Origin of the sequence: Muricoccus radiodurans (assembly GCF_050154705.1) — a bacterium.
GTDB classification, from domain to species: Bacteria; Pseudomonadota; Alphaproteobacteria; order Acetobacterales; family Acetobacteraceae; genus Roseomonas; species Roseomonas radiodurans.
Genome location: NZ_CP189561.1, coordinates 2,028,358 through 2,055,066, shown reverse-complemented (window position 1 = coordinate 2,055,066; position 26,709 = coordinate 2,028,358). Strand labels below are relative to the sequence as shown.

The following is a 26,709-nucleotide window of genomic DNA, read 5'->3' as shown; positions in this document are numbered from 1 at the left end:
GGCGGCTACTCGAGGCCGTCGTAGAAGTCGTTGCCCTTGTCGTCCACGACGATGAAGGCGGGGAAGTCCTCGACCTCGATGCGCCAGACGGCTTCCATGCCGAGCTCCGGGTATTCCAGTACCTCGACCTTGCGGATGCAGTCCTGGGCCAGGCGCGCGGCGGGGCCGCCGACGCTGCCGAGGTAGAAGCCGCCGTTCTTCTTGCAGCTCTCCGTCACGGCCTTCGAGCGGTTGCCCTTGGCGAGCATGACGAGCGAGCCGCCGGCCGCCTGGAACTCCGCGACGTAGCTGTCCATGCGGCCCGCGGTGGTCGGGCCGAAGGAGCCGGTGGGCATGCCTTCCGGCGTCTTGGCGGGGCCGGCGTAGTAGACCGGGTGGTTCTTGATGTACTCAGGCAGGCCCTGGCCGGCGTCGAGCCGCTCCTTCAGCTTCGCATGGGCGATGTCGCGCGCCACGACGATCGTGCCGTTGAGCGACACGCGGGTGGAGACGGGGTGGCGCGACAGCTCCGCGCGGATCTCCTCCATCGGGCGCTGCAGGTCGATGCGGACGACCTCGCCGCCCTCCTCCAGCCCCTCGGTCTGGTCGGGCAGGAAGCGGGCGGGGTCGTGCTCCAGGTCTTCGAGAAAGACGCCCTCCGGCGTGATCTTCGCGCGGATCTGCCGGTCGGCGGAGCAGGAGACGCCGATGCCGATGGGCAGCGACGCGCCGTGGCGGGGCAGGCGGATGATGCGGACGTCGTGGCAGAAATACTTGCCGCCGAACTGCGCGCCGATCCCGAGGTTCTGGGTGAGCTTGTGGACCTCCGCCTCCAGCGCCCGGTCGCGGAAGGCGTGGCCGGACTTCGCGCCCTTCTCCGGCAGCGTGTCGAGATAGCGGGTGGAGGCCATCTTGACGGTCTTGAGCGTCGTCTCCGCGCTCGTGCCGCCGATGACGATGGCCAGGTGGTAGGGCGGGCAGGCGGAGGTGCCGAGCGTTTTGATCTTCTCGCCGAGGAAGTCGAGCAGCTTCTTCGGGTTCAGCACGGCGCGGGTCTGCTGGTAGAGGAAGGTCTTATTCGCCGATCCGCCGCCCTTCAGGACGAACATCAACTCGAACTCCTCGGCGTGGTAGTCGCCGGGAGAGGCGTAGAGGTCGAACTGGACGGGCAGGTTGTTGCCGGTGTTCACCTCCTCGTACATGGAGAGCGGCGCCATCTGGGAGTAGCGCAGGTTCGTCTCGGTGTAGGTGCGGTGGACGCCGTAGGAGAGCGCCTCCTCCTCGTTCCCCTCGACCCAGACGCGCTGGCCCTTCTTGCCGTGCACGATCGCTGTGCCGGTGTCCTGGCACATGGGCAGCTTGCCGCCGGCGGCGATGTTCGCGTTCTTCAGCAGGTCGAGCGCGACGAAGCGGTCGTTCGCCGACGCCTCCGGATCCTTCAGGATGTTGGAGAGCTGCTGCAGGTGGCCAGGGCGCAGGAGGTGCGAGACGTCGCGGCAGGCCTGGAAGGCCAGCTCCTCCAGGACGCGGGGCTTGATCTTGAGGACCCGCTTGCCCTCCACCTCGATGGTGGAGACGCCCTCGATGTCGAGCTTGCGCCAGGGGGTCGTGTCCGGCCCCAGCGGGAACATCGGGGCGTAGTCGAAGCCGGCGGTGCGCTGCGAGACGGGCATCCCGGCATCGGCCTCGGCCCCGTCCGAGGTGGCGACGGGGGAGGGGCCGACGGCGACGGGCGGGTAGGCGGTGTTGGTGGAGCTCACGGGGCTCTCCCTCTCGGCGGGCTTGGGCGCGTGCGGCCGCCCGCGCGCGTGTTAGCGCGGCAGGGGTCCAAGCGCCAGGAAACGGAACCTCCTGTACTTAGCGGCGGATCGCGGCCGGTTGAAGCGTCCCGGCGCGCGGCGCCGGAGCGGCGCCGATCAGTCCCGCGTGCCGCCGGGGCGGCGGCGGAAAGCGTCCAGGCTGACGACCTGGGCAGGGGTGTCGGGCTTCGGCGCTTCGGGCTTCTCGGCCGCGGGCGACGAAGCCGACTCTGCGGCCGGGCTCTCGGCCGGTTCGGCGTCGTCCGCGCCGGGCGCGGCCTCGGCGTCGGAGGTGGTCATCTCGCCGAAGCGCAGGCCGACCCGGACATGCGGGTCCCAGAAGGCGACGAGCGCGGCGAAGGGGATGATCAGGGTCGCGGCGACGCCGCCGAAGGAGAGGCCGACCGAGACCCGCTGCGCCGTCCGGTCCACCTTGAGGTCCCAGAACTGGTGCTGCAGGACGATCGTCATCTCCTGCGGGTAGCGGGCCTTCAGGTGACCGGGGACCTGCGTGCCGGGATGGTCGGTGCGGAAGGTGAGGTAGAAGTGGTGCTCGCCCGGCAGGCCGTTGGCCGCGGCGAAGTCGAGCGCGCGCAGCGCGACGTTGCGCATCGCCTCCTCGGTCCAGCGGTCATAGGGCAGCAGGCTCTCGGGGGGCGGGGCTTGCTCGCTCATCGTGCACCATTATGGCCGCGGCCGGGCGGCATTCCGGGCGGCGGCATAGGCATGCGGCGTGCCGCTGTCAAAGCCATGTCACGGGAGGGGAAGGAGGTGGGGGGATTCTGTTGCCCGGTTCCCCCCGGACCGCGCTTACCTATTCCTAGGCAGCGAGCGCCACAGCCTCGCGGCTGTTATCGTTGGCACTTGTGATTTAGCCCGATAACGGCGGTACAATGCCGAGCAAAAGGTACGTCTTTACTGCGCGCGTCGAGCCTGTTTCGCCCCCCTGTCCAACCCTGGATCCGCGGGCCGATAAGCCCTTGGGGATTGGTGGAGGCGCCGGGCACTGCCCCCGGGTCCACAACGCTTATTCCACGTACTGTTTATCGCCATAGCCGTCCGAGGACGACGTGCGGAACATAGGGCATGGCGCCGCGGATTTCCAGGGGGAGGAGGGCCGCGGCGGGGCGGGCGGGCGCCGGCCTCCTGCACCCTTGATCGAGCCCGCCGGGCGGGATTTTGGCGTCCGCTCCCGTCCGGGCGTGCCCCGATGCCGGCCTCGTCTCTTCCAGATGCAACGGAGCCGGCCGCAGGACGAGGCCGGGGGGCCGTGGCCGTGTCGCGGCCCGCCCATGATGTGCCCCGGGCCCTAGAACCGCGCGCGCCATCCGAGCACGGCGATGACGGCGTCGGTCTTGTCCTCGCGGGTCTCGCCGCCGACCGTGCGCTGGTAGCCCACGTCCAGGCGGAAGTTGAGGGGCAGGTCGCGGCCGATGGAGGCCTCCACGTAGCTGGCGCGCGGGACGGTGTTGGCGCTGCGCTTGCGCTCGTCCCGCTGGAAGCCGACGGTCGCGCGCCAGGGGCCCCACTGCGTCCGGGCGCCAACCGTGGTGAAGCGTCGCCGCTCGCTCACGGTCACGTCCTCGAAGGCGCCGGTCGCCTCGCCGAACGCGTCGAGGATCTCCGGCCCGGCCTCGCGCGGGTTGCCGCCGGCGCCGCGGAACTGGACGTACTCGGCGAAGAGAAGCGTGCGGATGTCGGGCGTCCAGCGGATCTCATGCCGCAGCCCGGCGGCGAAGCCCCACTCGCGCTTGGTACCGTCCACGCCCGCGCCGCGCGAGAGGATGGCGAGGTGATAGGAGGTGTTCGGCAGGAACGGCATGTTGTCGCCGTCCAGTGAGAGGACGAAGTTGTCGAGCTGTCCGGTGTTGCCCGGCCCGCCCTGGCGTCGCGCGTTGCGGGAGAAGCGCTCGAAGTCCCCCTCGCAGCAGCGGCGCCGGGTGAAGGCGGTCTCGCTGAGGAAGGAGGTGTCGAGGGTGAACACCGCGGCGGAGAGGTCGTGGTCGCCGAAGCGCGTGTCGGAGAGATAGGTCCAGGTAAAGCCGGCGCCGAGGCTCTCCCGGATGAGATAGGCCTCGTGCGCGCGCACGTCGAGCAAGAGGCCCGGGAAGTCGTGGTGGCCGCGGCCGAAGGGGGCGGAGAACTTGCCGCCGTAGAGGACGAAGCGCTCGCTCGGTCGCCAGTCGAGGCGCAGCTCCTCGATATAGGCGGCGGTGTAGCGGAAACCCGCAACCACGCCGTTCGGCTCGGTCTCGCCGATCGGCTCGACGTGGATGACGTTCTGGATGGAGAACTCGGGCGAGAGGTGAAGCGCGCTCGCGATCTCGCTCCGGACGAAGAGATTCGTGCCGCGCTCCCGGCGGTCCGGGGCCGAGGTGACGGATTGCGAGAAGATCCGCACGTCCACCTCCCCCGCGAATTGCGGGTAGAGGCGCACGCTGCTGTCGCCGTTGGAACCGGAGACCGGCGCCGTGACCTGGGCCAGGGCCGGGCCGGCGAGAAGGCCCGAGGCGAGGAGAAGAGTGGGAAGAGCGCGCATCACGGGGCGTCGCCGCGCATGGCGGGGAGGAGGAGGCCGGCGTTGTGTCGGATGAGGGCCTCGTAGGTGGGGGCGGGGCCGGAGGGGGCGGAGAGGGCGTCGGCGTAGAGGCGGCCGCGGACGCGCACGCCGGCCTCGCGGGCGAGGCGCTCAAGGGTGGTGGGGCTGGCCATGTTCTCGAGGAAGACGGCGGTGATGCCCTCGGCGCGGACGTGCCGGATGAGGGCGGCGACCTCGGCGGCGGAGGGCTCGGCGTTGGTGCTGACGCCCTGGGGGGCGAGGAAGCGGATGGCGTAGGCGGCGCCGAAGTAGGCGAAGGCGTCGTGGCTGGTGACGACGCGGCGGCGGGGCTCGGGGATGGTGGCGATGGCGGCGCGGAGTTCGGCGTCGAGGGCGGTGAGGCGGGCGGCGTAGGCCTCGGCGTTGCGGGCGTAGAGGGCGGCGTTGGCCGGATCGGCGGCGGCGAGGCCGGCGGCGATGTTGCGGGCGTAAGTCACCGCATTGCGCGGATCGCCCCAGGCGTGCGGGTCCGGGACGCGGGACGGCTCCACCGCGTGCGGGCGGCGGCGGCCGGCCCCGCCGCCGTGGGCATGGCCGGCATGGTCGTGGCCGCCTTCCTGCACGCGCGGGCTGATCCCGTCCGTCGCGGTCACGACGGTGCCGCGGAAGGCGGCGGCGCGGGTCAGGCGGTCGATCCAGGCGTCGAAGCCCAGCCCGTTGCGGACGAGCAGGGCGGCGCCGCGCAGGCGCTCAGCGTCGGAGGGTCGGGGCTGGAACTCGTGCGCGTCCGCGTCGGGTCCGACCAGGACGTGCAGGGCCAACGGCCGGTCCCCGGCCACCTGCCGGACCATGTCGCCGAGGATGGAGAAGCTGGCCACGATCGGCAGGGCCGCCTGGGCCCTGGCGTGTCGGAGCGCAGGAAAGGTCAGGGCAGTGGTCAGGAGGGAGCGGCGGATCATCGCGAACCATTATGTTATAACGTATCATACACCTACTAAGGATCCGCGCCCGTGAATAGGGGGCTGACCGGGGTCTACCTCGGAAGACGCGCCGCCGGAGGTGACCAGGCGAGCGTCCGGCCGGAAGGCCGGCCCTTCGTCAAGCAGGCCCACCCGGCGCGCCCGAGGAACCGGGGAGGCGGCGCCACACCCGCGCGCGATCCGCCGCGCCCGGCTTCCGCGCCCGTGCCCACGCCGGTAAACCCGCGACAGGGGGACACCGATGGATCTGACGGACGCGCAGCGGCAGGAGCTGGCCGAGGCGGCGGCGCAACGGCACGAGACGCGGCGGCCCGTCTCGCCCGCGTTGGAGGCGATGCTCCACCGGCCGGTGCCGGTGCTGGACCACGGCTTCGTCCGCGTCGTGGACTACATGGGCGACGACTCGGCCGTGGTGCAGGCGGCGCGCGTCTCCTACGGGCGCGGCACGCGGGCGGCGAACGAGGACCGTGGGCTGATCCGCTACCTCATGCGGCACCGGCACTCCACGCCCTTCGAGATGTGCGAGATCAAGTACCACGTGAAGCTGCCGATCTTCGTGGCGCGGCAGTGGATCCGCCACCGCATGGCGAACGTGAACGAGTACTCCGCGCGCTACTCGATCCTCGACCGCGAGTTCTACCTGCCGGCGCCGGAGAACCTGGCGGCGCAGTCCGCCGTGAACCGCCAGGGGCGCGGCCACGTGCTGGAGGGCGACGAGGCCGCGCGCGTGCTCGACATCCTGCGGGAGGATGCGACGCGGAACTACGACCACTACCTCGACATGCTGAACGAGGATGCCGAAGGGCGGGTGGTGGAGGAAGGGCGGCGGGGCCTCGCGCGCGAGCTGGCGAGGATGAACCTGACGCTCAATGCCTATACGCAGTGGTACTGGAAGACGGATCTCCACAACCTGCTGAACTTCCTGTCGCTGCGGGCGGACGCGCACGCGCAGTACGAGATCCGCGTCTATGCGGAGGCGATGCTGGAGACGGTGGCGGCCTGGGTGCCGCTGGTGCACGAGGCCTTCCGCGACTACCGCATGGGCGCCGTGTCGCTGTCGGCGCAGATGCTGGCGGTGGTGCGCCGAATGGTGGACGGGGAGGCGCCGGAGCAGGCCGGGAGCGGCCTGTCCAAGCGCGAGTGGCGCGAGCTGATGGCGATGCTGGGCCGGGAGGTGTCGTGAGCGGCGCCCAGGCGCGCCGTCCCGCCGGCAAGGGCGCGGCGGGACGGCCGGGTGGCGGCAAGCCGGCCGGGGGGCCGCCCGGAGGTGGCAAGCCGATGGGCGGGAAGCCGCCGGGGGCGAAGGCGGCACCGCGGCGGGCGGCCGGGCCGCCGCCGGAGCCCTCGAATGATCGGGGCGGGGCAGGAATCGCCTGGGGGCGCTGGCTGGCCATCGGTGTGATCGTGCTGGCGGTGCTGGTGATCCTGCCCGTCATCGCGGCGGTGGTCGGGGAGATTTGGGCGCTGCTGATCGGCACCCTCCTCGGCGGTTTCGCGCTGGGGCGGGCCACGCTGCGGCGCTGACGCGCGAACCGTCATGGACTTTCGTTACGCTTGCCGGGCAGGATGCCGGACGGGTGGGCACGAAGGGAACAGGCGGTGTCTGGAACGGAAGAAGAGGATCAGGGGGCGAGCACCGGCTTCCTGAGCCCGGCAAGCGCGATTGTCCCGCTGATCACCGATCAGCTGGAGGTGGCGCAGCTGAGCGTGAAGAAGGTGGTCGATAAGCTCGGCTTCCCCGCCTATGCGGAGGTGATCGAGAGCCCGAACGTGCTGCCTGCGCTCCGTGACGCGCACGCTGCTCTCTCCCTCGCGCTCAAGGAACTGAAGGGCGTGGACGACGACGGCGGGGACGGCGGCGGGAAGTAGGGCTGGCCGATCCGGTCGGGGTTCCCGGCCGGCGTGTGTTCGGCGCACTCCACCGCGCTTCATGCGGGGATGCGCCTATTCCGGGAGCCCCGCCGCGGCGAGGGCGGCGAGCACCGGCTCCTGCCGGGCCAGGAAGGCCGGCGTCTGGGAGAGCGGTTGGGCCCGGAACCAGCCGACGGTCAGGTTGGGGGCGGCGCGCCGCGCTTCCGCGATGAGGGCTTCGATCTGCTCGGGATCGCCGCCGGAGCGTTGCAGGGCTGCGGCCAGCAGCACCTGACGGATCGGGTGCGGCAGGAAGGCGCGCGCGGCGAGCGATTCGCGCAGCAGCGCCGCGGCGTCGGCCCATTCTTCCCGCTGAAGCTCCGCCAGGGCGAGGTAGGTGAGCCAGGTCTGGCGGAAGGCGTGGTCCGGCCGCGTGGCGGCGAGGGTAGCGCGGATGCCGGGGATGGCTTCGTCCGGTCGGCCCAGCATGACGAGCATATAGCCGGCGTTCGCCCGGGCGGCATGCAGCGAAGGGCCGAGCTCGACCGCGCGGAGATAGGCGGCCCGCGCCTCTTCCCATCGGCGTTGCAGGCGCAGCACGGCGCCGAGCGCCGCGTGGCTGGCGGCGAGCTGCGGCCCGAGCTGGACGGCGCGCTCGGCATGGCCCTCAGCTTCCCGCAGGTCGGCCTCCGGGTTCAGCGCGTAGCCGTTCAGGACCATGTTCGTGTAGGTCGGAACGATCTCGGCGTGCGGCGCGGGGTTGGCCGGGTCCAGGGCGATGGCTCGCTCGGCCAGGGTGCGGGCGTTCAACCAGTTCGTCCGGGCATTGCCGGGCGCGGTGATGAGGCGCCGGGCTTCGTCTGTCAGGCGGGCGGCCTCGACCCGGGCCTCGGGGCTGCCCGGCGGCTGGCCGACCGGGGAGGGCGCGGCCGGGATTGAGACCGCGGCGCCCGCCGCCGGGGCCTGATCCTGGCCAAGACCTGCCAGGAGCGCGATGCCGCCGGCAACGGCCGCCAGCGCGAGGCCGGCTGCCCAGGTCCAGCTCGGGGAGAAGCCACGGCCGGACGGAGCCGGGAGGAGAGGGACCTCCGGCGCCGGGGTAGGCTCCACGGTCGTGGCGGGCGGGGCCGCGGGCGCCCCGGGGTGCTCGGCGTCGTCGGCGTCCGGATCCAGGACGTAGCCGCGACGGGGAAGGGTCCGCAGCACCGCGCCCTCCGGGCCGAGCGCCCGCCGGATCTCGCCCACGCACTGGGTGATGCCGTCCTCCGTCACGGCGATGCCCGGCCAGACCGCGTCCAGCAGATCGTTCCGCGTCACCAGCCGGCCACGCTGGCGGAGCAGGTGGTGGAGCAGCGCCGCCGTCTTCGGCCGCAGGGCCGATCCGGTCCCGTCCGGCGCGGTGAGCCGCCCCGTGTCGGGGTGGAAGAGGAAGCCGCGCAGGCGCAGCGGCGGAGCCGGTTCGTCCATGGGGGCTTTGCAGTGCGCGTTCGCGGAAATCTCCGCGAGATTTCGGAGCGATTCAACCAGGGTTTCGGGACCGGCGCGGGGGCGGCGGTGCCCTTTCCCGGGCCGGCCGCGGCGGACGCGGTCGGCCCGGAGACCGCACGCCCATGTCCCCACTTTCCCACAGCGCCGCCCTGTGCTGCCACGCACCGCCCACGTCGAGATGGCGGGCCGTCCGCCTCCTCCCGCCCGTCCTGCTTCTGCTGGCGGCGCTGCTTCCCCCGGCAGAGGCGGGGGCGTCCGTCCGGGACCGGATCGCGCAGCAGGCGCGCTGGGACGTCGGGGCGGCCCTGCCGGACGGCCCGGTGGACGAGCCCGTCTTCGAGCGCGTCGCGGTGCATCTCCCGGCGGATGACCTCGTCCTCGTCTGCCTCGTGCTTGCTTTCCGCACGCCGGATCCCGGTCGGACCCGGGCCGCGATCCTCTACGCCCGGGGCGGGGATGGGCGGCTCGTGCCGCTCGGACCGCCGCTGTTCCACGGCCCCGAATGGGCGCGCGGCCACCTGCCCCTGGCGGACGCCTGCGCGGCCGCGGAGGCCGGCCGGTGATGGGCCGGGAGCGGGATGTGGCGGACGTCCTGGACGACCGCGGACGTGCCGCGTGGCGGCACGCGGACATCCCCTCCGCGGCCTGGATGGGCGTGGCGGCATCCCTGCCCGCGTCGCGCCGGCGCGCAGGGCCTCGCCGCGCCCTGCCGGCGGGAGCGGCCGGGCCGCGGCACGACCGCGCCCCGCGCGTCTTCCCCGGCTGGTTCGTGGTCGCGGGAGCCTTCCTGGTGGTCATGGTCGGCTATGGCGCCACCTATTCCTACGCGGCCTATGCCGAGGAGATCGGTGCAGCCTTCGGGTCCTCCCGCGCGTCCGTGGCGCTCGTCTATGCGCTGAGCGGCGGGGGATGCTTCCTGGTCAGCGGCCTCAGCGGGCCCCTGGTGGACCGGGTCGGTCCGCGCATCCTCGCCGTCACGGGCGTGCTGCTCGTGGCGCTGGGGCTGGTGGTCTCGTCGATGGCGCAGGACCTCGTGACCGTTCTGGTCGGCTACGGGCTGCTGATCGGACTGGGGGTGGGATTCCTCTATGTCCCGGCGGTGGCGACGGTGCAGCGCTGGTTCCTGCGGCGCCGCGGGCTGGCCTCGGGCGTCGCGGTCAGCGGGATTGGCTTCGGCACGGCGCTGGTGCCCCCGGTGTCGGAGGCGCTGACGCGCTTCGGCGACTGGCGCGCGGCCTTTCTCCTTCTGGCCGGGATCATGGTGGCGGTCGGGCTGGTCGGAGCGCTGCTGCTGGACCATTCGCCGGAGCGGCGGGGCCTGAGGCCCGACGGGGACCGGCACCCGGCGGGGCTGCCCCCGATCGGGGTTGCGCCGTGTTCCCGGCCGGTCGGGTGGCGGCCCTCGCCGACGCAGGCGCGGGGCTTCGCGGCCGCCTATGCGGGCGCCCTGCTCGTCTCCTTGCCCGTAAGCCTGCCCTTCGCGCATCTCGTCGGCACGGCGCGGGACATCGGGCTGTCGCGGCACGACGCGCTGGCGCTGCTCGGGCTGATCGGGTTCGGGTCCATCGTCGGGCGCTTCCTGCTGGCGGCGCTGGCGGACGTGCTGGGTCGGCGGCGCACCTTTCTCGGCTGCTGCGCCGGCGTCTCGGCGATGACGTTGCTCTGGGCCGTCGCGGAGGGGCCGGGCACGCTGCAGGCCTTCGCGCTGGGATTCGGAGCGGCGCAGGGTGGGTTCGTGGCGCTGCTGCCGGCCTTCGTGGCGGACAGCTTCGGCGACCGCTCCGTCGGCAGCACCCTCGGCCTCCTCTACACCAGCCGCGGCTTCGCGCTGATCGCGGCGGCGCCGGGGCTGGCGATCGGGATCGCGGCGCTGGACGGCGCCCATGCGGGGCCGGTCGCGGCGGCAGCGGCGCTGGGTGGGCTGGGGACGGTCCTGCTCGCCCGCGTGCGGCCCGGACTGAGCTAGGGCGTGCCGGGATCTGGCCGGGGCGGCCCCGCCGTCTATCCTGCGACGAAGGAGGGTCCGGCCATGAGATTCACGACGCTGCCGGTGACGTGGGGCGGGCTGCGCCCGTGGGCGTGACCGTGGCGGGGGCGGTGACCGTCTTCGGCTCCGCGAATGCCGATCTGGTGTTTCCGGTGCCGGCGCTGCCGGAAGGGGGGCACACGGTAATGGGCGGGGCCTGGCGCGCGCTGCCCGGTGGCAAGGGCGCGAACCAGGCGGTCGCGGCGGCGCGGGACGGGGCGGCGGTGCGGTTCTTCGGCGCGGTGGGGCGGGATCCGCTCGCGGCCGTGGCGCTCTCGGCCCTTCGGGAATCCGGGGCGGACCTGTCCGGCGTGGCCGAGACGGACCAGCCGACCGGAGCGGCCGCGATCTGCGTGGACCCGGCGGGACGGAACCAGATCGCCGTCTCGCCCGGGGCGAATGCGCTGGCGCGGGCCGAGACCGTGCCGGACGGGGCGTTGCGCGGCGTCGTGCTGATGCAGATGGAGGTGCCGCCGGGCGAGGTCTCGGCGCTGGCGCTGCGGGCGCGGGCGCTCGGCGGGCGCGTGGTGCTGAACCTGGCACCGGCGGCGCCGCTGGATCAGGCGGCGCTGCGCGCGCTGCACCTGCTGGTGGTGAACGAGCACGAGGCGGCATGGCTGGCCGGGCATCTCGGCTGCGGCGAGGGGGCGGCGGCGCTGCACGCGGCGCTCGGCATCGGCGTGGCCGTCACACGCGGGGAGGAGGGGGCGGAGGCCGCCACCGCGGAGGGCCGGTGGACCGTGCCTGCCCTGCCGGCCGCGGCGGTGGTCGATACGACGGGCGCCGGCGATTGCTGGTGCGGCGTGCTGGCGGCCGCCCTGTCCCGCGGCGCGGCGCTGCCGGAGGCCATGCGGCGCGCGGCGGCCGCGGCATCCATCGCCGTGTCGCGGCCCGGCGCGGCGAGCGGGATGCCGCGCGCGGCGGAGACCGATGCGCGGCTCGGCCTTATGCGATCGTGATCTTCGGCCCGGCCGCGACCGGGTTGCGGGCCTTCTCCCAGACGCGGGCGGCGATGGCGCGGTAGGCGGCGGCCTCCTCCGTCTCTGGGCGCGCGAGGACGATCGGGTTGCCGGCATCGGCCTGCTCCCGGATCGCGAGCTTCAGGGGAAGCTCGCCGAGGAACTCCACGCCGAGGCGCGCCGCTTCCGACCGCGCGCCGCCATGGCCGAAGATCTCCGTGCGGTGGTTGCAGTTCGGGCAGCAGAAGAAGGACATGTTCTCCACCAGCCCGAGCACGGGGACGTTCACCTTCTCGAACATGCGGATGCCGCGGCGGGCATCGAGCAGGGCCACGTCCTGCGGGGTGGAGACGATGACGGCGCCGCGCAGCGGCACGCGCTGGGACATCGTCAGCTGCGCGTCGCCGGTGCCGGGCGGCATGTCCACGATCATGACGTCAAGCGCGCCCCAGGCGACCTGTCCCATCATCTGTTCCAGCGCGCCCATCACCATCGGGCCGCGCCAGATCATCGCCGTCTCCTGGTCCACCAGGAAGCCGATCGACATCGCCTTCAGACCCCAGCGCTCGATCGGGAGGATGCGGTCGCCCTGCGTGAGCGGCCGTTCCTGCGCACCGAGCATCTGCGGCAGCGAGGGGCCGTAGATGTCGGCGTCCAGCAGGCCGGTGCGGAGTCCCTGGGCGGCGAGGGCGACGGCGATGTTCACGGCGGTGGTGGACTTGCCGACGCCTCCCTTGCCGGAGGCGACGGCGACGATGGCGCCGACCTCCGACAGCAGCATCGGGCCCTGGCCGGGCGGGTTCCGTGGGGCGCCGCGCGGGGCGGGGCCGCCGGGCTGGCGGCCGTGGCCGTGGGCGGGAGGGCCGTCACGATGCGCCGTCAGGATGGCGCTGGCGCTGATGACGCCGGGCACGGCGCGGGCGGCGGCCTCGGCGGCGGCGCGGAGAGGCTCCATCTCCCGCGCGCGTTCCCGCGCGACGCCGATCTCGACCTGGACCATGCCGTCCCGGACGGAGAGGCCGGTGACGAGGCCCGCGGAGACGAGGTCACGGCCGGTCGCGGGGTCCCGCACGCCTGCCAGCGCGGCCCGCACCGCGGGTTCCAGCTCCTTCACCATCGCTTGAAAACCCCCGAAATACGGCCAACATGCGGGCAGCCCGGACCTGGGGCCGCGGCAACCGCGGCGCCAGGGCCGCGGATGCCATATGGGCGGCCCCGGATGCGCGCAAGCCGGGGAGGGGCCGCGGAGCGACGAGAGGAACCAACCGGCCCATGCCGTGGAACAACAGCGGCGGACCGAGCCCCTGGGGCTCGCCCGGCGGCGGGAACCGTCCGCAGGGCCCCTGGGGCACACCGCCACCGGGTGGTGGCGGCAGCAGCGGGCGGGGGCCTGACCTGGATGACGTGATCCGCCAGGCGCAGGACGCGGTGCGGCGCTGGCTGCCGCGGCGCGGCGGCGGCAAGGGGCTGGCCGTGCTGGCGCTGCTGGTGCTGGGCGTCTGGGGGGCGTCCGGCTTCTACCGGGTGCAGCCGGACGAGCAGGGCGTGGTGATGCGCTTCGGTGCCTTCGACCGCACCGCGCCGCCCGGCCTGAACTACCACATCCCCTGGCCCGTGGAGAGCGTGACGACGCCGCGCGTGACGCGCATCAACCGCGTGGACGTGGGCTTCCGCGCCGCGGCCGATGGCGGCGTGATCACCCAGCGCCCGACTCCCTCCCGCGACGTGCTGGAGGAGAGCCTGATGCTGACGGGCGACGAGAACATCATCGACATCGACTTCGCCGTGTTCTGGCGCATCCGCGACGCCGGCGAATACCTGTTCAACACGCGCAACCCCGACATCACCGTGAAATCCGCCGCCGAGAGCATGATGCGCGAGGTGATCGGCCGCACGGCGATCCAGCCGGCGCTGACCGAGGCGCGCGCCCAGATCGAGCAGCAGGTCCGCGCCGGCACGCAGGCGATCCTGGACCAGTACCGCGCGGGGGTGGAGATCACCCAGGTGCAGCTGCAGAAGGTGGACCCGCCGGCCGCCGTGGTGGAATCCTTCCGCGACGTGCAGCGCGCGAACGCCGACCGGGAGCGCGCCCGCAACGAGGCGGAGCGCGACCGCAACGCCCGCATCCCCGAGGCCCGCGGCATCGCGCAGCAGCTCACCCAGGCCGCGCAGGGCGAGCGCGACGCCGCCGTCGCCCGCGCGCGCGGCGAGGCGGGGCGGTTCATCTCCGTGCTGTCGGCCTATCAGGTCGCGCAGGACGTGACGATCCGCCGCATGTATCTCGAGACGATGGAGGACATCCTGCGGCGGAGCCCGAAGGTCCTGGTGGATGACCGGCTGCAGGGGCTGGTGCCGCTGATGAACCTTGATCCCGCGCGGCCCGCGCCGCAGCAGCAGCCAGCGCCGCCGCGGGCCGCGCCACCGGCGGCCGCGGCCACCCAGGTCCGCCCGCAGGGAGCGATCCGATGAACCGGCTCCTCGCGCTTGGCGTGGCGGCGGTGGTGGTGCTCGTCATCGCCTCCTCCGCGCTGTTCACCGTGCATCAGACGCAGCAGGTGCTGATCACCCAGTTCGGCCAGCCGATCCGCGTGATCCAGGAGCCCGGGCTGCACGTGAAGGTCCCGCTGATCCAGAGCGTGATCGCCTTCGACCGCCGCCTGCTCGACTTCGAGGCACCGGGCGAGGAGGTCATCCTGGGTGACCAGCGGCGGCTCAACGTGGACAGCTTCACCCGCTTCCGCGTGACCGACCCGCTGCTCTTCTACCAGACGGCCGGCGCGGCCGAGAGCGGCATCCGGGGGCGGCTGTCCTCGATCGTGTCCTCGGCGCTGCGCCGGGTGCTCGGCAACGAATCGTTGCTGGCGGTGCTCTCGGCGGACCGGCTGCGGATCATGAACGAGATCCGGGACCAGGTGAATCAGGAGGCCCGGCGCTTCGGGATCGAGGTGGCGGATGTCCGCATCCGCCGCGCCGACCTTCCGGAGGAGAACACCCAGGCGATCCTGCAGCGCATGCAGTCCGAGCGGCAGCGCGTGGCGGCCGAGGCCCGCGCCGAGGGCAACGAGGTGGCCGCCCGCGTCCGCGCCGGCGCGGAGCGGGAGCGCACCGTGATCCTCGCCGAGGCGCAATCCCAGGCCGACCTGCTGCGCGGCCAGGGCGAGCAGGAGGCGATCGGCATCTTCGCGGATGCCTTCCAGCGGGACCCGGAATTCTTCCAGTTCTGGCGGACCATGCAGGCCTATCGGGAGGCCTTCGGGGAGGGGACGGATTCGCGGCTTCTGCTGACGCCGGACAGCGATTTCTTCCGCTACTTCCGGGAGGCGCCGGCCGGGCTTCGTCCTGCGGCGGCTTCCCCCCGGCCCGCGGCAACCCCGGGGCCCGCCGCGGCCCCGGTGCCGGCTGCAGTGCCGGCGCCGGCTGCCACGCCGGCCCCGGCGGCCGTTCCCGCCCCCTCGCCGTTGCCGCCCCCTGCGGCGCCGGCCCCGGCGACCACGCCCGAGCCCGTTCCGGCGCCGGGCTGACGGGACGCAGGGCCGCGCTTCGGCGCGGCCCTGTTACAGAAGCACCGAGGCGTGATGCACCGGTCGCCCTTTGTAACAGATGAGGGCTTTCCGGCCGCCGCGGATGCGCCACATTGGCCACACCGTCACACACCACCCCACCCGAAGGGACAGCCACCCGTGCGCTTCCGCTCTTCCGTCTCTGTCCTCGCCCTGGTTGCGGCGCTGGGCGCGGCGCCTCTCGCGCCTGTCCATGCCCAGATGCCGATGGCCAACGCGCCGTCCTCCTTCCGGCCGCTGGCGCAACAGCTCCTGCCGGCGGTGGTGAGCATCCAGGTCTCCTCCTCCGGCCGCTCCGCCCAGGCCGGGCGGCAGGATGCGCCGGAGGTGCCGCAGGCCCCGCCCGGCTCGCCCTTCGAGGAGTTCTTCCGCGACTTCCTCGAGCGCAACCGGCCGCAGGGCCCCGGCCCGCAGGGGCGTCCGGGCCAGCGCCCTGGGCCGGAGCAGCGCCGGGGCCAGTCGCTCGGCTCAGGCTTCATCATCGACGCCCAGGCGAAGCTGGTGGTGACGAACAACCACGTGGTCGAGGGCGGCGACGAGATCTTCGTCGTGCTGCAGGACAACACCCGCATTAAGGCCGAGCTGGTCGGCGCCGACCCGCGCACGGACATCGCGGTGCTGCGCCTGACCACGGACCGGCAGCTCACCGCCGTGGAGTTCGGCAACTCGGATGAGGCGCAGGTCGGCGACTGGGTGCTGGCGATCGGCAATCCCTTCGGGCTCGCCTCCTCCGTCTCGGCCGGCATCATCTCCGCGCGGTCCCGCGACATCCGCCAGGGGCTCTACGACGACTTCATCCAGACGGACGCCGCCATCAACCGCGGTAATTCCGGCGGCCCGCTCTTCGACATGCAGGGCAAGGTCATCGGCATCAACACGGCGATCTACTCGCCTTCCGGCGGCTCGATCGGGATCGGGTTCGCGATCCCGTCCAACCTCGCGCGCGGCATCGTCGCGCAGCTTCGGGACGGCGGGCGCGTGCGGCGCGGCTGGCTGGGCGTGAACATCCAGCAGGTGACGGAAGAGATCGCGGAGAGCCTCGGCCTGCGCGGCGGTGCCCGCGGCGCCCTGGTGGCCCGCGCGCAGGAGGATGGCCCGGCCGCGAAGGGGGGTGTCCGCAACGGCGACGTGATCCTGCGCTTCAACGGGCAGGAGGTGCGGGAGATGCGCAACCTCCCGCGCATCGTGGCCGAGACGCCGGTCGGCACCGCCGCGCCGGTGGTCGTGTGGCGCGACGGGCGAGAGGAGACGGTGAACGTGACCGTCGCCGAGCTGCCGGCCGACGTGGCGGCGGCGCAGGGAGGCGGGGGCCAGCCCGCGCAGCCCCGGAGCCAGGTGGTGGAGCTGCAGGGCCTCGGCCTGAAGGTCTCCCCGATCACCAACGAGCTGCGCGAGCGCCACAGCCTGCGCCCGGAGCAGCGCGGCGTGGTCATCACCGAGGTGACGGCCGGCGGGCCGGCGGCGGAGCGCGACCTGCGCGCCGGCGACGTGATCGTCGAGGTGCAGCAGGAGCGGGTGAACTCCCCGCAGGAGCTGCAGCAGCGCCTCGATACGCTGCGCCGCCAGAACCGCGCGAGCGCGCTGCTGCTCGTGGAGGGTCAGCAGGGCCAGCGCTTTGTCCCGCTGCGTCTTCGCGAGGAGGCGCCCGGCAATCAGCGCCGGAACTGATCCGGCCGAAACGTTGCGTTGCGACGCCCCGGGGTCACGGCCCCGGGGCGTTTGCGTTTAAGCCGGTCATCGTGCTGCAAGGCTGGGCGACGCAACCGCGCGAGAAGGGAGCGAGGTCTCTCTCACCGGTCCCGGGCCGCGGGGATCAGGCCTTCTGCTCGGTCGTGCGGCGCAGCGTGTCGGAGGGGCGCTCTCCGAACAGGGCGCGGTAGTCGTGGGCGAAGCGGCCGAGCTCCCAGAAGCCGTGGCGCGTCGCGGCCTCGGTCACGCTGGTGACCATTCCGGCGCGCAGGTCGGCGTATGAGCGCTGGAGGCGCCGGCGGCGGAGATACTGGCCAGCGGCCATGCCGAGCAGGGTGGTGCAGCACAGGTTGAGCGTTCGCACCGGCACGCCCAGCTCTGCGCAGACCGAGAGGACGGAGCGCGGCTCCTTCGACCGGTCCGCGAGGGCGACCAGCGCATCCACCACGGCGGCCCGACGTGCCGCGGCCTCGGTGCCGGCGGCCTCTTCCTCCCGATCGGCCGTTGCGAAGGCCTCCAACGCTAGGCGCAGCAGCCCGTCCCGCAAGGTGGGACCGATGGAGGCCGGGTTCGCAAGAGCCGCCGAGAGGCCGGCGATGAGGCTTGCCCGACGGGAATTCGCCAGGGGCGCGAGGCGGACGGAGAGGCGCCAAGGCGGCGGCGGGCTGCCGAAGAGGGCGATCCAGGCCGGCTCCAGGCTCTTGTCGGGAAGGCAGAGGTTCCACCATGCGACGCCGGATGGCGTCTGCGCGTGAATCTCGGCCTCCGGCCGGCACCAGGCGATCTGGTCGGCCCGCAGCGGCTGTCCCTGCATGATGGACGGCGGTCCCCCTGCCGCCACGAGGGTGAAGATGGCGTAGCGCCCGGTCCCCGTGTGCTGCGTGACGTCGGGAGCGACCCGGCCGCGCGACACGATCAGGTCTTCCGCCACCACGCGGTTGCGCCATGCCTCGAAGGGGCCGGGGCCTCGGAGGACGAGGTGATGCCGCAAGCCACCCTGCGCCGGCACCCGGAACGCGTCCGGGTCCGTCGTGTGGAAGGTCTCGACGACCGGACCGGATCGCGATCGGCTGGGCAAGGAGGCTTCGTTCCGCCTCGTGGGAGCGGAGGAAGGCCTCGCGTGCTGGCGGACCATGTCAGGCCGGATTCCGTCCGCTCATCCAGCGAGCCCGATCGTCGGCCGCTCGTTGCCGCGCACCGTTGCCATTCGAGTCCGTCGGAGGACGTGCAAGGTCGCGGTCATGGGCCCCCACCAGGATGTCGTCGCGACGCGTGACCATCCAGCTGATGGGTCATGTCCCCTCACGCGAAGCCGTCGCACAACGTTGCGCGGCAGCAAAGGGTTGCCAATGTTGTGAGATGTTGCTGGTGTCATGAGACGAGACCAGCGCATTGAGATAGGCCGTATGCTGTGCGGTGCATGGCCAGTGGTCCGCCAGGGCGGGCGCAGCGGCCGGACGCCCGCGTCCGTCTCTTGTGTCGGCTGTCCGGCCGACGGGAGAGGTGCCCGGCCACGCCGTCCGTCCTGGGGCAGGACAGCAGCGGGCCAGGCGTTCCCGTCACGACCCAGGGGAGGCGCGGGGGAGCGCCGTGGTCGTGACGGGAAAAGGATGCCGGCGGATCACGCCACTCGTGGAGGCGTAGGGCGTCAGCGCGGCAGGTGGAAACCGTGGACCGTCAGGATTTCCTGCGGCGGCGACCCGAGAGGCGAGGAGGTCTCCTCGTCCAGTTGAGGCTCGGTGCCGGGCGGAGGGGCCAGCAACCGCGACGCGTCGATGCGCCGCCCGTCCGGCGAGGTGAAGCGGATCTCGGTCTCGTCCTCGCCGTCCCAGGCGCGCGCCAGGACGGCGGCAATCACCGCCAGCCAGGTGCTGTCGGCCAGGGCATGGGTGATGCCGACGGTCAGCACGCCGCGCTCGTCATGCAGGGAATTCACGTGCCGCGCCCAGATCCGTTCGCCGAGGCTGCCCGTCTCGATGTCCGGTTCTCGGGTGATGTTGCGAAGGATTTCCCGCACGCGGCCATCCATGCGGACGAGGCGGTCGCGGCGCCAGGGCTCCTGGGCGTCGGCATGGGAGGAGAAGCGCGGATGGCGGGGAACCATGTGCGCGCCTCAGCGCCACAGAAGGCATAGCGTTACGGCAAGCAACCCGAGGGCCATGGCCCAGAGGAGCAGCAATGCTTGCGGCGTCCGTCGTGCCGGGCCGCCGCGGTCGCGGGATCCCGCGGCGGGGAACAGGCTTCGCGTGACGGTCCGCTCGTGGGGCATCTTTGGTCCGATGTGCGTGACACCGGATTTTTCACCGATCCGTGATCGGCGGACTATGCAGTTTCGGCAACCGGAACCGGTCGGCCCAAGGCCGGGCGATGACCGGGACCAATCCTCTCGGTGGCCGTTCGCCGTCCCGCAGCGCGGCCCGCTCAGCGCTCGTAGAGCAGACGGGCGCGCAGGGTGCCGGGAAGGCTGCGCAGCGCTTCCAGCACGGGCTGGGCGTCGGCCAGGCCCTCCGCGTCGACCACGACGTAGCCGATCTCCGGGTCGGTCTGGAGGTACTGGCCGGCGATGTTGGCGCCGAAGCGGGAGAAGACCTCGTTGATGGCCGCCAGGGTGCCGGGGTGGTTGCCGTGCACGTGCAGGAAGCGGGCACCGCGCGGGCGGGCGGGCAGGATCGCCTCCGGGAAGTTCACCGCGCCGAGCGTCGCGCCGGTGTCGGAGTAGTCGGCGAGCTTGCGGGCGGTCTCCTCCCCGATGCGGGACTGGGCCTCGATCGTGCTGCCGCCGATATGCGGCGTCAGGATGACGTTGCGCGCACCCTGGAGCGGGGTGGTGAAGGGATCGGTGTTCTTCTCCGGCTCCTCCGGGAAGACGTCCACGGCGGCGCCGAGCAGCTGGCCGGAGTCGAGGGCGACGCGCAGGGCCTCCAGGTCGACCACGCGGCCGCGGGAGTTGTTGATGAGCACGGAGCCCGGCCGCATCAGCGCGAGCTCCTCGGCGCCGATCAGGCCGGTGGTGGCGGACGTCTCCGGCACGTGCAGGGTCACGACATCGGACTCGGAGAGCAGGGCGCGGAGGGAGGGCCGGGACAGCGCGTTGCCGTGCGGCAGCTTCGGGATGCTGTCGTAGTAGGTGACGCGCATGCCGAAGGCCTCGGCCAGCACGGAGACCTGGGCGCCGATGTTGCCGTAGCCGACGATGCCCAGCGTCTTGCCGCGCACCTCCCGGCTGTCGGCCGCGGACTTGTCCCAGACGCCGACATGGGCGTTGTTCGAGCGGCCGGGGATGCCGCGGAGGAGCATGATGATCTCCCCCATCACCAGCTCCGCGACGGAGCGGGTGTTGGAGAAGGGGGCGTTGAAGACCGGGATGCCGCGGCGGCGCGCGGCGGCGAGGTCCACCTGGTCCGTCCCGATGCAGAAGCAGCCCACCGCGATCAGCCGGTCCGCCGCCTCCAGCACCGCCTTCGTCACCCGGGTGCGGGAGCGGATGCCGAGCATGTGGACGCCGCGGATCGCCTCGATCAGCGCGGCCTCGTCCAGCGCCTTCGGGACGCGCTGGATGGTGGCGTAGCCCGCGTCGTTGAGGGTCGCGACGGCGGAATCCGAGATCCCCTCCAGCAGGAGGATCCGGATCTTGTCCTTGGCCAGCGAGATCGGGGCCGGGGCGGGGAGGGCGTCGGGCATGGCGGCTGGATGCCGCAGGGCGGGGGGCGGGCGCAACCGCAAGCGCTGCGGGGCTGCCCCGTGCGGGTGCGCGGGCGGCCCCGGGGAGGCTCTGCCTTCCGGACCCTCCGCCGGGGGCCGAAGGCGGCCCCCGGACCCCGCGATTGATCTGGCGCGGGTCCAGGAGGCGCGTTCGCCCCCTGACGGATGGGGCTGGGGAAGGCAGCGCCTTCCCCGGAGTCACGCGACCGACCGTTCAGGTCGCGAGGTTCGCCCGGATGGCCGCTGCCATCTCCTCCGGCGTGGCACCGGGGCGGAAAAGGCTGCGCAGCCGGCCGTCGCGGCCCAGGAGGTAGGTGAAGGCCGAGTGGTCCATCAGATACTCGCTGGACCCCTGGGGCGTGGACTTCGCGTAGTAGACGCGGAAGGCGCGGGCAGCGGCGGCGATCTGCTCCGGCGTGCCGGTCAGGCCGGTGATCCGGGGGTGGAAGAGGGCGACGTACTCCGCCAGCTTCGCGGGCGTGTCGCGCTCCGGGTCCACGGTGATGAACAGCGGCTGGACCTGGTCCGCCTGCGCACCCAGCAGATCCATCGTCTGCGAGATGGCCTGGAGTTCGGTCGGGCAGACATCCGGGCAGAAGGTGAAGCCGAAGAAGATGAGGGCGAGCTTCCCGCGATAGTCGGCGTCGGTCACGGTGCGGCCGGTGTGGTCGCGCAGGGTGAAGGGGCCGCCGAGGCTGACCCCGGCCGGCATGGCCACGCCGCCGGCACTGGGAGGCGGCGTGTTGCCGGCCAGGCGCGCGAGGGAGGCGCCGATCCCCTCGCCCGGGTTGCGGTTGAGCCAGGCCGCGCCCCAGATGGCGCCAAGAAGGACCAGCAGGGCGAGGGCGGCGATGCGGACGAAGCGGGTCATGGCGACGCTATAGTGCAGGACGGAGCGCCGTCGAAGTCGTCGCCGGATCCGGAAAGGGCGCGGTCACGGGCGGCGTGGGCGTGAGCGATCCGTTCCCGGAATGGCTGACCCGAGAGATCCGCGACTGCCGGGAATCGCCGCAACCGTTATGACGTCCGGAAACGGATGGTGCTTCCCGGGCGTTGTCCCCTCCGTCGTTCCGCGATCAGCGGAATCCTACCCTGGAGGAGTCGCGCATGACCGCAGCGTCGGACCGGCAGCACGCCACCCTCGCCGTCCTGGCCGAGATCGCGAACGACAATATCGGCGAGCGGCTGCGGGACGAGGCGGCGGCGCGGATCCTGACGGCGGCTTGGCGCGTGCGGGCGATGGTGCCTCCGGCCTTCGTCGTCCCGTCCCGCGGCGGGGAGGGGTTGGTGGACTCCGTCGCGGCGGGCTGGGACCCGGACGCCGTGACGGCGCTGGAGTATGTGGAGGTCCTGCCGCCGCGCGTGGTGGACGGGCTGATCGGCGCCGCCCCGCGCTGGGCCCGTGCGGTTCGGGCGCGGCTGGAGCGCGACGCGGCCTGACTTTTAGCCCGCGGCGTCCTGCCGCGGGGTGAGGCCGAGCCCTGGCCCCTGGGGCAGGGCAATGCGGCCGGCGACCGGCAGGAACGACATGTCGAAGGGCGGCCGCTCCAGCGTCGCGTCATACCATTCCAGGGCAGCGTCTCCGTCCCAGGTCGCGATGAGATGCGCCGTCGCGAGCAGGCCCGGCCCGAAATAGGGTGAATGCGGCGCGACCGTGACGCCGGCCTCCCGGGCCAGCGCCGCAACCTCCAGCATGCCGGACACGCCGATCTTGGTGACGCTCGGCTGGATGACATCGACCGCGCCGTCGATCAGGCGGCGTAGTCCTTCCACCGTCCCCTCGCATTCGCCCGCCGCGACGGGCAGGCCGCAGGAGGCGCGCAGGCGGCGCAGCGCGGGGGCGTCCTCGGGCGGCCAGACCGGCTCCTCGATCCAGGCGGGGGAGAGGGGGCGCACGGCGTCGGCGAAGGCCAGCGCGTCCTCCACGGTGAAGGGGCAGTTCATGTCGACCATCAGCGGCAGCTCGGGCGCGGCCTCCCGCGCGGCGCGGACGCAGGCGGGGTCCACCTCGTGCAGCTTGATTCGGCCGAAGCCGCGGGCGATCGCGTCCTCCACGCCGCGTCGCACGACCGCCGGGTCGCCGTGTCGGAGCAGGCTGGCATAGGTGGGCAGGCTTTGGGTGGCCGGGCCGCCGAGGAAGCGGTGCAGCGGAAGGCAAGCGGCCTGCGCGGCGATGTCCCACAGCGCGATATCCACGCCGGCGATCGCGAAGCTCGCGGCGCCGTTGCGGCCGTAATTGTGCAGCTTGCGCTGGAGCAGGAGGCGCAGCGCGGGGATGTCACCCGCATCCTGCCCGAGGCAGAGCGGCGCGACGAGGCCTTCCAGCGCGATGCGCGTGGTCTCGCAGAGGCCGAAGCCGAAGGCCTCCCCCCATCCGGTCAGCCCGGCATCGGTGTCCACGCGCACCACCAGCGTGTCCATGCTGCGCAGCCCGAGATTGCCGCCGGAGCCGTCGCCGGGATAGCGGAAGGGGCTGCGCAGCGTCGTCGCCGTGACGCGGGTGATCTTCAAGGGCGCATCCTCCGGGGGCTGGTGGCGGATCATCGCCGCCGACGCGCCGGGCGCAACAGCGCGTCGTGAAAAGAATGAGAGCGGCGCGGGCCCGTTAAGGGGCTGTTCAGAGAAGGGACCGCAGCTTCGCCGGCGTTAACAGACGCGCGGACGGCGATGCCGATCACGGCCACGGGCAACATGCCCGCCACCATCCTGGAGAACAACCGCGCGGGCGACTGGTCCGTCACCTTCACCCTCTCCGGCGCGGCGGGCGCGACGGCGGTGGCCCTGACCGGGGAGGACGCGGCGTTCTTCGACGCCACCCTCGACGCCGCGACCGGCGTCGTCACCGTCGTGCCGCTCGGCTCGCTCGACCGCGAGGCCTTTCCGTCCGGCAACGATCCCCTCCTCGACTTCGGCCTGACGGTGCGGGTGGGCGGCACGTGGCAGTCGGTATCCGGCATGTGGTCCGTGACGCTACAGGACCTGGACGACACGGCCCCGGAGAACCTGCGCTTCTGGAATGGCGGCGTCGTGCTGGAGAACGATCCGGGCGCCGCGATCGGGACGCTGCGCGCCGTGGACCGGGACAGCCCGGATTCCGCCATCACCTATCGCGTGCTCTGGCCCGACGAGGCCGAGTTCGAGATCGTCGGCACGACGCTGAAGCTGCGGGACGGCGTGGACCTGTTGCGGCAGGGCGGCACGACGCGCGCGGTGGCGATCGCGGTCTCGGACGGGCTGAACGAAGCGGCGTACACCGTAAACGTCTCGGTGCTGAACGTCCGTGACGATGACGGGGCACCGCCGTCGCCGCCTCCCCCACCGCCGCCATCACCCCCGCCGCCGTCTCCTCCGCCCCCGTCACCGCCGCCGCCCTCGCCCCCGCCGCCGAGCCCGCCTCCGCCGCCCGCCGCCTCCGTCACGATCGAGCATTTCGGCGAGACGACGGCGGTCGCCGAGGGCGGCGCGGGCGACAGTTTCACCATCGCCCTGTCCCGCATGCCGAGCGCGGCGGTGACGGTGACGATGACAGCGGACGCGGATCTACGGGTCGCGCGCGGCACCACGGGCGTGCCCGGCGAGAGCGTGACCTTCACCATCCAGCCGGCGGATTGGGCGACGGCGCGCACCCTCTACGTCAGCGCGGTGAACGACCTGCTGGTGGAGGGCGCGGAGACCGCGCGCATCACCTTCGCCGTGGGCAGCGCCGATCCCGGTTTCGCGGCGATCGGCCCCTTCACCCTGGACGTGGCCGTCACCGACGACGACCTGCCGCCCTCTCCGCCACCGTCCCCGCCGCCACCGAGCCCGCCGCCGCGGGCCGGGCTGTCCGTCGTCACCACGGGCATCTCGACAGTCGTCGCGGAGGGCGGCGCGGGGGACAGCTTCACCATCGCGCTGACCCGTCAGCCCCTGGCCGCGATCACCGTCACCCTTGTGGCGGGCAGCGACATCCTGCTCAGCTCTGGCGGCCTCGCCCTCGTTGGGACGATCTCCATCACCTTCACGCCGTCCGACTGGGCGGCGCCGCGTGCGGTGTTCGTCAACGCGGTGAACGACACGGCGACCGAGGCCGAGGAGACGGCGCTCATCGCCGTGGCCTTCACCGGGGATGACCCGGCGTTCGCGGGTGTGACGGTGCCGGGCATCGCGGTCACGGTGATCGACGACGATCCCCGTCCCTCGCCGCCGCCCTCGCCGCCGCCGCCCTCGCCGCCGCCGCCCCAACCGCCGCCCCCGCTGCCGAGCCTCGGGCCTGGAGAGGAGGACGACGTGACGGCGATCGGCCTGACCGGCCTCGCCGTGGTGAGCCGCCCCTCGGCCGACGTGGCCGCGGTGAGCCGGGCCGGCAGCTCGGTCACCCTCTACTGGCAGGATGGCTCCGCGCTGACGCTGAACGGGCTGAACCGCGTTGCCTTCGACGATGGGCGGCTGGTCCTGGATGGCACCTCGGCCGCCTCCCGCGCCCTGCGCGCCTATGAGTCGGTGACCGGCTTCGCTGCCACCGCGGAGGTCACGGCCGCGATCGGCAAGGTGCTGGAGACGGGCGTATCCATGGAAGCGGTGGTGGCCTCGCTGATGACCACGCCGGCCTGGCAGGCGCGGGCGTCGGGGCTCACGCTGGCAGGACAGCTCGACGTGATCTACGGGGCGGCGATCGGCGCGGCGCCCTCGGTTGCGGCGTGGAACTATCTAGTCGGCCTGCTGATCGTCGGCGTGCCGCTCTCCTCGGTGGCCGCCCTGGTGATCGATACGCCGCAGGCGGCGGCGCACACGGTGTCGCTGCATCCCGGTGGGATCTGGGTGCCCGCGTCCTCGGCGCGCGACATTGTGCGCGCGTATGACGCGGTGCTGGACTCGGAACCGGACCAGGGCGCGCTGGCCCGCTGGACGGCGGCGCTGGAGGGCGGCGTGCTCACCTTGCGGGATCTCTATGCCTCGCTCATGGCGACGGAGCTCTACCAGGCCCGTCATGCCGGGGAGACGAACGCGGCCTTCGTCACCGGCGCCTACCAGCACGCGCTGGAGCGTGATCCGGCGCTGTCGGAGCTCACCTGGTCCAAGGGACTGATCGACCGGGGGGCGGTCTCGAAGCTCGATCTGCTGCTCGCCCTTGGCGAGGCGCAGAGCGATCTCGGCCAGGGGCCGCTGGCGACGAACCACGCGCAGCACACGAGCTACGACGAGACGCTGATCCCGGGCGACCGGCTGCAACGGGGAGAGTCCCTGACCGACACGGTGATCTCCCGCGCGGGCGGGGCCGTGACCACGCACGCGGCGGAGGACGTGCTGCGCATGGTGGTGGACGGGAACGGTCTGGCGATCCGCTGGGGCGACAACACGCTGGAGCGGCTGGCGAGGGTCGAGCGGCTGAACTTCCCGGAGGGTACGCTGGAGTTCGCCGGGGCCTCGAACGTGGCCCTGATTCACCGGCTCTACGAGGCGACGATCGGCTTCGCCCCGCCGGCGTCGGCACTCGGGGCCTTCGCCGGCTACCTCGATGCGGGCGTGACGGCGAACGCGATGGCAAGCGCCTTTCTCTCCACGCCGGAGAGCGTCGCCCACTTGGCGGGGGTGAACACGGCGGGGCAGGTGTCGCGGCTCTATGCCGGGATCTATGACCGGGCCCCGACGCAGCCCGTGCTCGATTACCTCGTCTTCCTGCGGGGGGCTGGCTGGTCCAACGCGGACGTCGTCACCTTCCTCGCGACCCTGCCCGACGCCGAGGCGAAGTTCGAGGCAGATTACCGGACCGGGCTCTGGGTTCCGGACGCGAGCGCCGCGGCCGTCGTGCGTGCCTACGACGCCGTGCTCGACACGGCGCCCGATCCCTGGAGTCTCGCGGCCTGGACGGGCGTCATCGCCGCAGGCGGGGTGGCCATGGAGCGGCAGCTCTATGCCACGTTGATGGGGACGGAGTTCTACCAGGCCACCCATGCCGGCGAGACGAATGCCCAATGGGTGGCACACATCTACCACAACGCGCTGGAGCGGGACGCGACGGCCGGGGAAGTCGCCCATTCCAGCGCCATCGTGGATGCGGGGTACAGCCGGCTGGACATGGCGATGGCCATCGCCTCGCTCCAGCCGGACGCGGAGCCGCCGCGGAGCTGGGGAACGTCCATCGAGCTGTTCTGAAC

Annotated in this window: 22 protein-coding genes and 1 other RNA gene; 11 read left to right on the top strand and 12 right to left on the bottom strand. The window is 72.7% G+C overall.

Annotation, left to right across the window (positions count from 1 at the left end; all coding sequences use genetic code 11):
* Nucleotides 1–5 precede the first annotated feature (5 nt).
* From ACP6CK_RS10160 to ACP6CK_RS10140, 5 genes are all read right to left on the bottom strand, one after another.
* Nucleotides 6–1,652, bottom strand: coding sequence for a fumarate hydratase (locus tag ACP6CK_RS10160; RefSeq protein ID WP_426959900.1), 1,647 nt, complete (start codon nt 1,650–1,652; stop codon nt 6–8).
* Nucleotides 1,653–1,895: 243 nt separating this feature from the next.
* Nucleotides 1,896–2,453 (bottom strand): SspB family protein, encoded by a 558-nt coding sequence (locus tag ACP6CK_RS10155; protein ID WP_426958772.1) that lies wholly within the window; start codon nt 2,451–2,453, stop codon nt 1,896–1,898.
* A gap of 95 nt (nt 2,454–2,548) precedes the next feature.
* Nucleotides 2,549–2,887: a transfer-messenger RNA gene (ssrA, locus tag ACP6CK_RS10150) on the bottom strand.
* A gap of 200 nt (nt 2,888–3,087) precedes the next feature.
* Nucleotides 3,088–4,317 (bottom strand): hypothetical protein, encoded by a 1,230-nt coding sequence (locus tag ACP6CK_RS10145; RefSeq protein ID WP_426958771.1) that lies wholly within the window; start codon nt 4,315–4,317, stop codon nt 3,088–3,090.
* Entirely contained in the window at nt 4,317–5,276 is a 960-nt protein-coding gene (locus tag ACP6CK_RS10140) for a metal ABC transporter solute-binding protein, Zn/Mn family (RefSeq protein ID WP_426958770.1), read from the bottom strand. The genes ACP6CK_RS10145 and ACP6CK_RS10140 overlap by 1 nt, the downstream gene beginning before the upstream one ends.
* 262 nt (nt 5,277–5,538) lie before the next feature.
* On the opposite strand from ACP6CK_RS10140, the gene thyX reads away from it, so the two are divergent.
* The 3 genes from thyX to ACP6CK_RS10125 all read left to right on the top strand — a co-directional run bounded on the left by thyX (nt 5,539) and on the right by ACP6CK_RS10125 (nt 7,166).
* Nucleotides 5,539–6,480: an FAD-dependent thymidylate synthase gene (gene thyX, locus ACP6CK_RS10135; RefSeq protein WP_426958769.1), complete on the top strand. Its 942-nt coding sequence runs from the start codon at nt 5,539–5,541 to the stop codon at nt 6,478–6,480.
* Entirely contained in the window at nt 6,477–6,821 is a 345-nt protein-coding gene (locus ACP6CK_RS10130; RefSeq protein WP_426958768.1) for a hypothetical protein, read from the top strand. Before thyX ends, ACP6CK_RS10130 begins: the two co-directional genes overlap by 4 nt.
* 75 nt (nt 6,822–6,896) lie before the next feature.
* Nucleotides 6,897–7,166, top strand: coding sequence for a hypothetical protein (locus tag ACP6CK_RS10125; protein ID WP_426958767.1), 270 nt, complete (start codon nt 6,897–6,899; stop codon nt 7,164–7,166).
* 75 nt (nt 7,167–7,241) lie between these two features.
* Here the strand turns inward: ACP6CK_RS10125 and ACP6CK_RS10120 are convergent, their stop codons facing one another.
* A complete protein-coding gene (locus ACP6CK_RS10120) occupies nt 7,242–8,615 on the bottom strand; it encodes a winged helix-turn-helix domain-containing protein (RefSeq protein WP_426958766.1) in 1,374 nt (457 codons plus the stop codon).
* A 143-nt stretch (nt 8,616–8,758) separates the two neighbouring features.
* Here ACP6CK_RS10120 and ACP6CK_RS10115 point away from each other — a divergent pair, with 143 nt between their 5' ends.
* The 3 genes from ACP6CK_RS10115 (at nt 8,759) to ACP6CK_RS10105 (ending at nt 11,621) form a co-directional block, all read left to right on the top strand.
* Nucleotides 8,759–9,199 (top strand): hypothetical protein, encoded by a 441-nt coding sequence (locus tag ACP6CK_RS10115; RefSeq protein WP_426958765.1) that lies wholly within the window; start codon nt 8,759–8,761, stop codon nt 9,197–9,199.
* 17 nt (nt 9,200–9,216) lie between these two features.
* Nucleotides 9,217–10,602 carry an MFS transporter gene (locus tag ACP6CK_RS10110; RefSeq protein ID WP_426958764.1) on the top strand — a complete coding sequence of 462 codons (1,386 nt, stop codon included), beginning with the start codon at nt 9,217–9,219 and terminating at the stop codon, nt 10,600–10,602.
* A gap of 107 nt (nt 10,603–10,709) precedes the next feature.
* Entirely contained in the window at nt 10,710–11,621 is a 912-nt protein-coding gene (locus tag ACP6CK_RS10105; RefSeq protein ID WP_426958763.1) for a PfkB family carbohydrate kinase, read from the top strand.
* Here the strand turns inward: ACP6CK_RS10105 and ACP6CK_RS10100 are convergent.
* Nucleotides 11,608–12,738 carry a P-loop NTPase gene (locus ACP6CK_RS10100; RefSeq protein ID WP_426958762.1) on the bottom strand — a complete coding sequence of 377 codons (1,131 nt, stop codon included), beginning with the start codon at nt 12,736–12,738 and terminating at the stop codon, nt 11,608–11,610. The two genes, ACP6CK_RS10105 and ACP6CK_RS10100, sit on opposite strands and share 14 nt — an antisense overlap.
* Before the next feature lie 155 nt (nt 12,739–12,893).
* Here ACP6CK_RS10100 and hflK point away from each other — a divergent pair, with 155 nt between their 5' ends.
* From hflK to ACP6CK_RS10085, 3 genes are all read left to right on the top strand, one after another.
* On the top strand, nt 12,894–14,090 hold the full coding sequence (hflK, locus tag ACP6CK_RS10095; protein ID WP_426958761.1) for an FtsH protease activity modulator HflK: 1,197 nt from the start codon (nt 12,894–12,896) through the stop codon (nt 14,088–14,090).
* Entirely contained in the window at nt 14,087–15,142 is a 1,056-nt protein-coding gene (gene hflC / locus ACP6CK_RS10090; protein ID WP_426958760.1) for a protease modulator HflC, read from the top strand. The genes hflK and hflC overlap by 4 nt, the downstream gene beginning before the upstream one ends.
* 159 nt (nt 15,143–15,301) lie before the next feature.
* Nucleotides 15,302–16,849 (top strand): Do family serine endopeptidase, encoded by a 1,548-nt coding sequence (locus ACP6CK_RS10085; RefSeq protein ID WP_426958759.1) that lies wholly within the window; start codon nt 15,302–15,304, stop codon nt 16,847–16,849.
* Nucleotides 16,850–16,994: 145 nt separating this feature from the next.
* Here ACP6CK_RS10085 and ACP6CK_RS10080 read toward each other — a convergent pair whose 3' ends face one another.
* The 4 genes from ACP6CK_RS10080 to ACP6CK_RS10065 form a co-directional block, all read right to left on the bottom strand.
* Nucleotides 16,995–17,948 carry a helix-turn-helix domain-containing protein gene (locus tag ACP6CK_RS10080; RefSeq protein ID WP_426958758.1) on the bottom strand — a complete coding sequence of 318 codons (954 nt, stop codon included), beginning with the start codon at nt 17,946–17,948 and terminating at the stop codon, nt 16,995–16,997.
* A gap of 570 nt (nt 17,949–18,518) precedes the next feature.
* A complete protein-coding gene (locus tag ACP6CK_RS10075; protein ID WP_426958757.1) occupies nt 18,519–18,974 on the bottom strand; it encodes a hypothetical protein in 456 nt (151 codons plus the stop codon).
* A 317-nt stretch (nt 18,975–19,291) separates the two neighbouring features.
* Entirely contained in the window at nt 19,292–20,551 is a 1,260-nt protein-coding gene (gene serA, locus ACP6CK_RS10070) for a phosphoglycerate dehydrogenase (RefSeq protein ID WP_426958756.1), read from the bottom strand.
* A 235-nt stretch (nt 20,552–20,786) separates the two neighbouring features.
* Complete coding sequence (locus ACP6CK_RS10065; RefSeq protein WP_426958755.1) at nt 20,787–21,443, bottom strand: SCO family protein; 657 nt, start codon at nt 21,441–21,443, stop codon at nt 20,787–20,789.
* Nucleotides 21,444–21,679: 236 nt separating this feature from the next.
* Between ACP6CK_RS10065 and ACP6CK_RS10060 the strand changes: the two genes are divergently transcribed.
* Nucleotides 21,680–22,012 (top strand): hypothetical protein, encoded by a 333-nt coding sequence (locus tag ACP6CK_RS10060; protein ID WP_426958754.1) that lies wholly within the window; start codon nt 21,680–21,682, stop codon nt 22,010–22,012.
* A 3-nt stretch (nt 22,013–22,015) separates the two neighbouring features.
* On the opposite strand, the gene ACP6CK_RS10055 is transcribed toward ACP6CK_RS10060, so the two are convergent.
* The gene (locus ACP6CK_RS10055; protein WP_426958753.1) at nt 22,016–23,083 is read right to left on the bottom strand and encodes a mandelate racemase/muconate lactonizing enzyme family protein; all 1,068 of its coding nucleotides are present in this window, start codon (nt 23,081–23,083) and stop codon (nt 22,016–22,018) included.
* Between the two features lie 156 nt (nt 23,084–23,239).
* On the opposite strand from ACP6CK_RS10055, the gene ACP6CK_RS10050 reads away from it, so the two are divergent.
* The gene (locus ACP6CK_RS10050; RefSeq protein ID WP_426958752.1) at nt 23,240–26,707 is read left to right on the top strand and encodes a hypothetical protein; all 3,468 of its coding nucleotides are present in this window, start codon (nt 23,240–23,242) and stop codon (nt 26,705–26,707) included.
* The last annotated feature ends 2 nt before the right edge of the window (nt 26,708–26,709 follow it).

Coding starts and splice junctions, on each gene's coding strand:
- ACP6CK_RS10075 (WP_426958757.1), bottom strand. CDS start 18,974: ATGGTTCCCCGCCATCCGCGCTTCTCCTCCCATGCCGACGCCCAGGAG.
- thyX (WP_426958769.1), top strand. CDS start 5,539: ATGGATCTGACGGACGCGCAGCGGCAGGAGCTGGCCGAGGCGGCGGCG.
- hflC (WP_426958760.1), top strand. CDS start 14,087: ATGAACCGGCTCCTCGCGCTTGGCGTGGCGGCGGTGGTGGTGCTCGTC.
- ACP6CK_RS10120 (WP_426958766.1), bottom strand. CDS start 8,615: ATGGACGAACCGGCTCCGCCGCTGCGCCTGCGCGGCTTCCTCTTCCAC.
- ACP6CK_RS10060 (WP_426958754.1), top strand. CDS start 21,680: ATGACCGCAGCGTCGGACCGGCAGCACGCCACCCTCGCCGTCCTGGCC.
- ACP6CK_RS10050 (WP_426958752.1), top strand. CDS start 23,240: ATGCCGATCACGGCCACGGGCAACATGCCCGCCACCATCCTGGAGAAC.
- ACP6CK_RS10100 (WP_426958762.1), bottom strand. CDS start 12,738: ATGGTGAAGGAGCTGGAACCCGCGGTGCGGGCCGCGCTGGCAGGCGTG.
- serA (WP_426958756.1), bottom strand. CDS start 20,551: ATGCCCGACGCCCTCCCCGCCCCGGCCCCGATCTCGCTGGCCAAGGAC.
- ACP6CK_RS10145 (WP_426958771.1), bottom strand. CDS start 4,317: ATGCGCGCTCTTCCCACTCTTCTCCTCGCCTCGGGCCTTCTCGCCGGC.
- ACP6CK_RS10155 (WP_426958772.1), bottom strand. CDS start 2,453: ATGAGCGAGCAAGCCCCGCCCCCCGAGAGCCTGCTGCCCTATGACCGC.
- hflK (WP_426958761.1), top strand. CDS start 12,894: ATGCCGTGGAACAACAGCGGCGGACCGAGCCCCTGGGGCTCGCCCGGC.
- ACP6CK_RS10065 (WP_426958755.1), bottom strand. CDS start 21,443: ATGACCCGCTTCGTCCGCATCGCCGCCCTCGCCCTGCTGGTCCTTCTT.
- ACP6CK_RS10115 (WP_426958765.1), top strand. CDS start 8,759: ATGTCCCCACTTTCCCACAGCGCCGCCCTGTGCTGCCACGCACCGCCC.
- ACP6CK_RS10160 (WP_426959900.1), bottom strand. CDS start 1,652: ATGCCCGTCTCGCAGCGCACCGCCGGCTTCGACTACGCCCCGATGTTC.
- ACP6CK_RS10140 (WP_426958770.1), bottom strand. CDS start 5,276: ATGATCCGCCGCTCCCTCCTGACCACTGCCCTGACCTTTCCTGCGCTC.